Below are 7,260 nucleotides of genomic sequence, written 5' to 3'. Positions count from 1 at the left end.
AATTAGTGACAGAACCTCTCCACTAAATAAGGGCAAGTCCAAAGCACCGCACCTACGGAACCGGGCCTGCCTATCGCAAGCTCGGCGGCCGTGTGGTCTATGCCATCGACGATCTCGAGGCCTGGACCGAGCGCGGCGCGGTGACCTCCACCTCCGATCCGCGTGGCTCAGTGCTGCCCGCCAAGCGTCAGTCGCTTCCGTCCGGCCCGCAGGCCGGTCGTTACGCCCGCTGATCGCAGCCGGTTCCCTTCATGACGGTGCGACGCCGATCCCTTTCTGAGCGCGGGCAGCTCGACCTGTTCCGGGCGCTCCCCGGCGACTTCGCGCCACGAGACGCGCAGGATCTCATGGCCTATCCCTTCTTCTCCCTCGCCAAGTCGAAGCGCATCGCGCCCATCGACTTCGCTGCCGGCAGCGTGACCATCCGGGTCGAGGCGGTTCCCGATCATGGCATGGCCACGATCTGGGACGCCGACATCCTGATCTGGGCCGCGAGCCAGATCGTCGAAGCCCGCGATGCCGGGCTTCGCACCTCCCGGCTGATGGCCGCCACGCCCTATGAGATTCTCACCTATGTCGGGCGCGGCACGTCGCTTCGCGACTACCAGCGGCTGAAGGCGGCGCTCGACCGGCTGCAATCGACCACGATTTCCACCTCGATCCGCCAGCCGACCGAAGGCCGCCGTCATCGTTTCTCGTGGATCAACGAATGGCAGGAGCGCACCGACCGCAACGGCCGACCCGACGGCATCGAGATGATCGTGCCGGACTGGTTCTACCAAGCCGTCCTCGACGATGCGCTCGTGCTGACCATCGACCGGACCTATTTCGATCTCACCGGCGGCCTCGACCGCTGGCTCTACCGCCTGGTGCGCAAGCACGGCGGCCGCCAGCGCGATGGCTGGCGGTTCGATTTCCGTCACCTTCACCAGAAATCCGGCAGCCTGTCGCCGTTCAAGCGCTTCGCCTTCGAGCTGCGCGACATCATCCGGCGCCAGCCTCTGCCGGGCTATTCGCTGTTTCTCGAAGCTGAGGTTGGCGGGCGGATGCTGCTGGCCTTCGAGCCGGTCGCGCCCTGTGGAAAACCTGTGGATGGCCTCGTGCTATCAGGAACCCGGACTATCGTGCTATCGGGAACCGGAGGCTCGTGCTATCAGGAACCGAAACCGGGCTTAACACCCGGAACCCATTCAGGAAATCGCGCCCTTAACTTAGAGTCTAACAAAGAGTCTAACTTTGAAGAGCGCGCGCGCGATGTGGAAAACCTCATCCGCGACACCGCCAGAAGCCTTGGTAGAGCCGCTAAGAAGAGGGCATCCGACGCCCCGGCATCGCCTCGACCGGCATCTGATCGAGGCGCAACCGAGGCTCCTGAATCTGCAGAAAGACCCCGCCTGCCTCTCGATCTGCCGGGGGGGTGCAAATGATCATCGCGCTCCTCAACCAGAAGGGCGGTGTCGGCAAGACGACGCTGGCGCTGCATCTTGCCGGTGAACTGGCTCAGGGTGGCAAGCGCGTCACCCTGATCGACGCCGATCCGCAAGGCTCCGCCCTCGACTGGTCGCAACAACGCGCGCGTGAGGGCCTGCCACGCGCCTTCGGCACCGTTGGCCTGGCCCGCGACACGCTGCATCGCGAAGCGCCCGAACTCGCCCGCGATGTCGATCGCATCGTCATCGACGGGCCACCGCGCGTCGCCGGCCTCATGCGCTCCGCGCTGCTCGCCGCCGATCTCGTGCTGATCCCGGTGCAGCCATCGCCGTTCGACGGCTGGGCTTCGGCGGAGATGCTCGCCCTCCTGGCGGAGGCGCGCATCTACCGGCCCCAGCTCGTTGCCCGCTTCGTGCTCAACCGCTGCGGTGCCCGCACCGTCATCGCCCGCGAGACCGCCGAGACGCTGGCGGACCACGATCCTCCCGTGCTCACCAGCGCCATCGGCCAGCGCGTCGTCTTCGCCGACGCCGCGCAGACCGGGCGGCTCGTCCGCGAGATCGGGCGCCGATCACCCGCCGCGCGCGAGATTGCCGCCCTGGCCGCCGAGATCGGCCTGCTGGGGATCGGGAGGGTATCGGCATGACGATCCTTACCGGCGACTGCCGCGAAGAAATGCCCTGGCACGCACCCTACGACATGATCATCGCCGATCCGCCCTATGGCGACACTTCGCTCGCCTGGGATCGGCGCGTCGAGGGCTGGGTCGTGCTGGCGCGCGCCGCCCTCAGGCCGACCGGCTCGCTCTGGGTCTTCGGCTCGCTGCGCAGCTTCATGGCGACCGCCGACCGCTTCACTGACGCCGGCTTGCGGATCGCGCAGGAGATCGTCTGGGAAAAGCAGAACGGCACCGGCTTTCATGCCGACCGCTTCAAGCGGGTGCATGAACTGGCCGTCCAGTTCTATCCCGCCGAGACCGCTTGGCGTGACATCTACAACGACGTCCAGACCACGCCCGACGCGACGGCCCGCACGGTGCGGCGCAAGCAGCGCCCGCCCCATACCGGCCAGATCGACGCCGGCCATTATGTCAGCCATGACGGCGGGCCGCGCCTCATGCGCTCGGTCATCTACCTGCGCAACTGCCACGGCCGCGCCATCCATCCGACCGAAAAGCCGTCGGCGCTCCTGGAGATCCTGATCCGCACGAGCTGCCCCGAAGGCGGCCTGGTCGGCGACTGGTTCGCCGGTTCCGGCGCGGTCGGGGAAGCCTGCCGGCTTTCCGGCCGGCGCTATCTCGGCTGCGAGATCGACCCCGACATGGCCGAGTGCGCGCGGGCGCGCATCGCCACCGTGCTGCCATTCCATGACGGAATTTCGTCATGACGGCGCGCACCGAGAAGCGCAGCTTCGCTACGCGCCCGGCCGATCCCGATAGCTGGATCAAGGCCGGCGACGCGCCGCCAAAGCGCACGGATACCGCCGACGCCTATTCGGCGCGGCTGACCGTGGACATCACGCCGGCGCTGCGCGGCCGCATCAAGATCGCGGCCTTCCAGCGCGGCATCACCGTCGCCGACATGCTGCGCGACCTGCTGGCGCGCGAGTTTCCCGACATAGGGGGAGACCGCCCATGATCGGCATCGACGCCCATGACGGCGATCTGACCCGCGCGGAACTGACCTGGGTGGAAGGCAAGACCGAATACTGGATCAGATTCGGCCATGCGACTGGTGAGCAGATCCTCGATCGCAACCGGCGTGTTGTATTCTTCCATCCCGGCACGGTGTTTGCGTTCGTCCGCTGGGCGGCGAACGACCACGGCACGATCATTTCGCGCCTCGACATCCTGCGCGCGGTTGCGCCGGGCCAGTCCTATCAGACGCTGCCCTTCGTCCGTCCAGGCGGCGAAATCCTGCTGAAGATCGAAGGCTGGCCGAAGGTCGAGGCTGTCCTTCGCCATGTCGACGGGATCGAGGCCATAGGTGTCGATCCGGCCCAAGTCGATCCCGATCATTGGCGGCACGTCTCCCACTGGATAAACGCAGGCGAAGCGCCGCGTCCCTACACCGCGGAGCGTCATCAGGCATGGCTCTGGCGGCGGGAGATCGCCCCATGACGCGCTTTCGCTATGTCATGGTGACGACGGTTGCCACGCTCGGGATCGCCTTTGCCGGATTCGTTCCGACTGCGCCAAGGCTGGTCTGGAACGCATCGGCCAGCGTGCCGATCGGGTTCTATACTGTCGCACCCGACGACCGGATCGCGGTGCCCGATCTGGTCGCCGTCATCCCACCCGAACCCTTCGCCTCGTTTATGGTCGAGCGCGGCTACGTCGCACGCGACGTGCCGCTTCTGAAGCACGTTCTCGGCCTGCCCGGACAGCGCCTGTGCCGCGATGGCCGCGCCATTATCGTCGACGGCGTTCCGCTCGGCGAGGCGCGCGACCACGACAGCTTCGGCCGAGACCTGCCGGTCTGGCAGGGCTGTCGCGTCATCGCCGAGGGCGAAGTGTTCCTGATGAACCCGGACGTCGGCGACAGCCTCGACGGCCGCTATTTCGGCCCGTTCCCCGCCTCGGCGGTGATCGGCCACGCGATCCCGCTTTTCACCGACGAAGACGGCGAGGGCCGCTTTGTCTGGCGCGCGCCGATGCGGTGACAGCGCGTCCAGAGCGGGGCCGTTGAGCCGTCCCGCGTCTTCTCCACCGCATAGGAAAGGAGCCTTCCATGGCACAGATCGGCCAGTTTACCCGCACCCCGTCCGGCTATTCCGGGCGACTCCGCACGCTCTCGCTGGACGTCGAGCTGACCTTCACGCCGTCGGAAAATGCGGACGCCGACAAGGCGCCTGCCTATCGCATCCATCTCGGCGATGAGTATGGGCCGGAAGTCGGCGCAGGCTGGAAACATTCCGGCGAGCGCGCGGGACCGTTCGTCTCCGTGCTTCTCGACGATCCAGTTTTCCAGCAGCCGATCCGCGCCCGCCTGTTCCAGTCGGACGAAGACGGCCGCGACTGGGGCTTGCACTGGACCCGCCAAAAGAAGCGCGACGAGCAGGAGTGATCATGGTCACGTCCTGCATCCGTCCCGCCTCGGGGAGATGTGGCGCCCGCCGCCGCATCCTCCTCCTTCTTCTTTCCGGCCTGTTCGTCACAGCCATTGCCCCGCTGCCCGGCCTGGCGCAGATCGCCGTGATGGGTCGTGCCGTCGCCGTGCATCCGCACGGCGCCCATATCGAAGAGGCTTCGCAGCGGTTCGGCATCCCGGCGGCATGGATCATCGCCGTGATGCAGGTCGAAAGCGCGGGCAATATGCACGCCATATCGTCTGCCGGCGCGATGGGGCTGATGCAGGTCATGCCCTCGACTTGGGCGGAGCTGCGCATCCGCCATGCTCTCGGCCGCGACCCCTTCGAGCCGCGCGACAACATCCTCGCGGGCACCGCCTACCTACGCGAGATGTGGGATCGCTACGGCAATGTTGCCGCGATGCTCGCGGCCTACAATGCCGGTCCCGGTCGCTACGATGAATACCGCGCGACGGCTCGTCCGCTGCCTGCCGAGACGCGCGCCTATGTCGCTGCTTTGACGCCGATCCTGCTCGGCGAGCGGCCTTCCGGCAGCGGCTCGACGGTCGCTCCGCCGCCCGACTGGCGCGAGGCGGCGCTCTTCGTCGCGCGTGAAATCGGCGCTTCCGCTGCCGATCCCGCGTCCCCCGACCGCACGCCGGACGATGCCCCTTCGCTCGTCCCGGCGGCACCGGACGCACTCACCGCCTTGCAGTCGGAGGGGCTGTTCGTCGCCCGCGATGCCGGTGGGGACCGGCCATGAGCAGCGGCACCGCAATTCGCATCCCATCGGGCGCTGGCGTGTCATGGAGGGCGCAGAGGGTGGCGGCAGGCACCACGACCGAAAGATGGCGAGATAAAAGGCCGCACGGTGCGGCTGTGGCGGGCGGTTGTTTTTGTTCAGGTTTCCGGCGCGTCCCGCACCGTGCGGCGCTGGCGCGCACCGTGCGCTGCGCGCTCCTCTTCCTGATTTTCCTTGATGATTTGCACCGTGCGGGGGCGCCCCATGTCCGATGACAACGAGTTCCGCATCCGTCCGGGCCGTATCCGCTCGACCCGCGCGCAACAGGCGAGGCCCTTTGTCGCCCAGGCGCTCGCCGCCGCCCAGAAAGCCGGCGGACGCGTCTCGCGCTCCGGCAAGATCACCTCGGGCAACCGCTCACGCTTCGGGCGCGGTCAGCGCGCCAGCATCCAGGCCAACCGGCTTCTCACCGGACGCTCGCGCATCGCCGTCATCAAGACCCGCGTGGTTCGCCAAACGGCACGCTCGGCTCCGCTCGGCGCACACCTTAATTATCTGCGCCGCGATGGCGTGACCCGCGACGGGGAAAAGGCGCGGATGTTCGGCCCGGAAAGGGACGACATGGATGTCGGCGCTTTCGCGGAAAAGTGCCAGGACGACAGGCATCATTTCCGCTTCATCGTCTCGCCCGAAGACGCGGTGGACATGGCCAATCTGAAGGATCACGCCCGCGAGCTGATGGGGCAGATGGAGAAGGATCTCGGCACGCGCCTCGATTGGGTCGCCGTCGATCACTGGAACACCGACAATCCCCATATCCATATCATCCTGCGCGGCCGCACCGACGATGGCCAGGACCTGGTGATTTCCCGCGACTACATCAAGGAGGGCATGCGCGCCCGTGCGCAGGATCTGGTCACGCAGGAACTCGGGCCCCGCACCGATCTGGAGATCCACCGCAATCTGGAGCGGCAGGTCGAGGCGGAACGCTGGACGCAGCTCGACCGGCAGCTTGTGCGCGACGCCGGCAAGTCCGGCATCATCGACCTTGCCCCGCTTCCCGACCGCCAGCCGGACGAGTTTCATACTCTGAAGGTGGGGCGGCTGCGAACCCTTGAAATCCGCGGGCTTGCCGAAGAGATCGGCCTCTCGCAATGGTTCATCAAGCCCGAAGCCGAAGCGGTCCTGCGTGAACTGGGCGAGCGCGGCGACATCATCAAGCGCATGCACCGTGCCCTGACCGAACGCGGCATCGAACGCGGCTCGGCCAGCTATGTCCTCGCCGGCGAAAGCCTTGACGTTCCCGTCATCGGCCGCCTGGTCGAGCGCGGCCTCGACGACGAGTTGAAGGGCACCGCTTATGCCGTGGTCGACGGCACCGACGGGCGGACCCATCACATCAAGCTGCCGCATCTCGACGCCGCCGGCGACAGTCCGCCCGGTTCCATCGTCGAGTTGCGATCCTGGGAGGACCCGCAGGGGCAGCGCCGCGTCGCGCTCGCCGTCCGCGCCGATCTCGATCTTGGTGCGCAAGTCGGCGCCTCGGGCGCGACCTGGCTCGACCGGCAGGCCATCGCCCGCGATCCGATCGCGCTGTCGGACAGCGGTTTCGGCGCTGAGGTCCGTCAGGCTCTGGACGAACGCGCTGAACATCTGATCGGCGAGGGCTTTGCCGAGCGGCAGGGCGGTCGCGTCGTCTTCGCGCGCCGGCTGCTCAGCACCTTGCGCCAACGCGAACTCGACAACCTCGGCGAGAAGCTCGCAACCGAGACCGGCATGTCCTTCGAGCGCGCAGCCAGCGGCGAATATGTCGCCGGCTCCTATCGCCAGCGTTTCGCGCTCGCCTCCGGCCGCTTCGCCATGATCGACGACGGCCTCGGCTTCCAGCTCGTGCCCTGGTCGCCCTCTCTCGAAAAACAGATCGGCCGTCACGTCTCCGGCGTAGCCCGCGATGATGGCGGCGTAGATTGGGACTTCGGGCGCAAGCGCTCCCTCGGCCTTTAGCCTCAACCAGAAAG

At 67.1% G+C, this 7,260-nt stretch carries 9 protein-coding genes and 1 pseudogene; all 10 read left to right on the top strand.

The window, feature by feature from the left end:
- Window positions 1-29: 29 nt before the first annotated feature.
- Window positions 30-233: pseudogene (locus CES86_RS08400) on the top strand (helix-turn-helix transcriptional regulator); the annotation flags it as partial.
- An 18-nt stretch (window positions 234-251) separates the two neighbouring features.
- A complete protein-coding gene (locus CES86_RS08395) occupies window positions 252-1,427 on the top strand; it encodes a replication initiator protein A (protein WP_039194769.1) in 1,176 nt (391 codons plus the stop codon).
- Window positions 1,424-2,077 (top strand): ParA family partition ATPase, encoded by a 654-nt coding sequence (parA, locus tag CES86_RS08390; protein WP_012092628.1) that lies wholly within the window; start codon window positions 1,424-1,426, stop codon window positions 2,075-2,077. The genes CES86_RS08395 and parA overlap by 4 nt, the downstream gene beginning before the upstream one ends.
- Entirely contained in the window at window positions 2,074-2,817 is a 744-nt protein-coding gene (locus CES86_RS08385; RefSeq protein ID WP_039194770.1) for a DNA-methyltransferase, read from the top strand. The genes parA and CES86_RS08385 overlap by 4 nt, the downstream gene beginning before the upstream one ends.
- Window positions 2,814-3,068, top strand: coding sequence for a hypothetical protein (locus CES86_RS08380; RefSeq protein ID WP_039194771.1), 255 nt, complete (start codon window positions 2,814-2,816; stop codon window positions 3,066-3,068). The genes CES86_RS08385 and CES86_RS08380 overlap by 4 nt, the downstream gene beginning before the upstream one ends.
- Window positions 3,065-3,550: a DUF2840 domain-containing protein gene (locus tag CES86_RS08375; RefSeq protein ID WP_012092631.1), complete on the top strand. Its 486-nt coding sequence runs from the start codon at window positions 3,065-3,067 to the stop codon at window positions 3,548-3,550. Before CES86_RS08380 ends, CES86_RS08375 begins: the two co-directional genes overlap by 4 nt.
- Entirely contained in the window at window positions 3,547-4,092 is a 546-nt protein-coding gene (locus CES86_RS08370; protein WP_012092632.1) for a S26 family signal peptidase, read from the top strand. Before CES86_RS08375 ends, CES86_RS08370 begins: the two co-directional genes overlap by 4 nt.
- Before the next feature lie 68 nt (window positions 4,093-4,160).
- Entirely contained in the window at window positions 4,161-4,496 is a 336-nt protein-coding gene (locus CES86_RS08365; protein WP_012092633.1) for a DUF736 domain-containing protein, read from the top strand.
- A gap of 2 nt (window positions 4,497-4,498) precedes the next feature.
- Window positions 4,499-5,263: a lytic transglycosylase domain-containing protein gene (locus CES86_RS08360; RefSeq protein ID WP_012092634.1), complete on the top strand. Its 765-nt coding sequence runs from the start codon at window positions 4,499-4,501 to the stop codon at window positions 5,261-5,263.
- A 243-nt stretch (window positions 5,264-5,506) separates the two neighbouring features.
- The gene (locus CES86_RS08355) at window positions 5,507-7,246 is read left to right on the top strand and encodes a relaxase/mobilization nuclease domain-containing protein (protein ID WP_037092212.1); all 1,740 of its coding nucleotides are present in this window, start codon (window positions 5,507-5,509) and stop codon (window positions 7,244-7,246) included.
- Window positions 7,247-7,260 lie beyond the last annotated feature (14 nt).

Origin of the sequence: Brucella lupini (assembly GCF_002252535.1) — a bacterium.
In the GTDB taxonomy this organism is placed as follows: Bacteria; Pseudomonadota; Alphaproteobacteria; order Rhizobiales; family Rhizobiaceae; genus Brucella; species Brucella anthropi.
The sequence above is the reverse complement of the archived record's forward strand: the minus strand, read 5'-3'. Positions and strand labels throughout refer to the sequence as shown.

Excerpts from the sequence above, each read along its gene's own strand:
- CES86_RS08395 (WP_039194769.1), top strand. The coding sequence starts at position 252 with ATGACGGTGCGACGCCGATCCCTTTCTGAGCGCGGGCAGCTCGACCTG.
- parA (WP_012092628.1), top strand. The coding sequence starts at position 1,424 with ATGATCATCGCGCTCCTCAACCAGAAGGGCGGTGTCGGCAAGACGACG.
- CES86_RS08385 (WP_039194770.1), top strand. The coding sequence starts at position 2,074 with ATGACGATCCTTACCGGCGACTGCCGCGAAGAAATGCCCTGGCACGCA.
- CES86_RS08380 (WP_039194771.1), top strand. The coding sequence starts at position 2,814 with ATGACGGCGCGCACCGAGAAGCGCAGCTTCGCTACGCGCCCGGCCGAT.
- CES86_RS08375 (WP_012092631.1), top strand. The coding sequence starts at position 3,065 with ATGATCGGCATCGACGCCCATGACGGCGATCTGACCCGCGCGGAACTG.
- CES86_RS08370 (WP_012092632.1), top strand. The coding sequence starts at position 3,547 with ATGACGCGCTTTCGCTATGTCATGGTGACGACGGTTGCCACGCTCGGG.
- CES86_RS08365 (WP_012092633.1), top strand. The coding sequence starts at position 4,161 with ATGGCACAGATCGGCCAGTTTACCCGCACCCCGTCCGGCTATTCCGGG.
- CES86_RS08360 (WP_012092634.1), top strand. The coding sequence starts at position 4,499 with ATGGTCACGTCCTGCATCCGTCCCGCCTCGGGGAGATGTGGCGCCCGC.
- CES86_RS08355 (WP_037092212.1), top strand. The coding sequence starts at position 5,507 with ATGTCCGATGACAACGAGTTCCGCATCCGTCCGGGCCGTATCCGCTCG.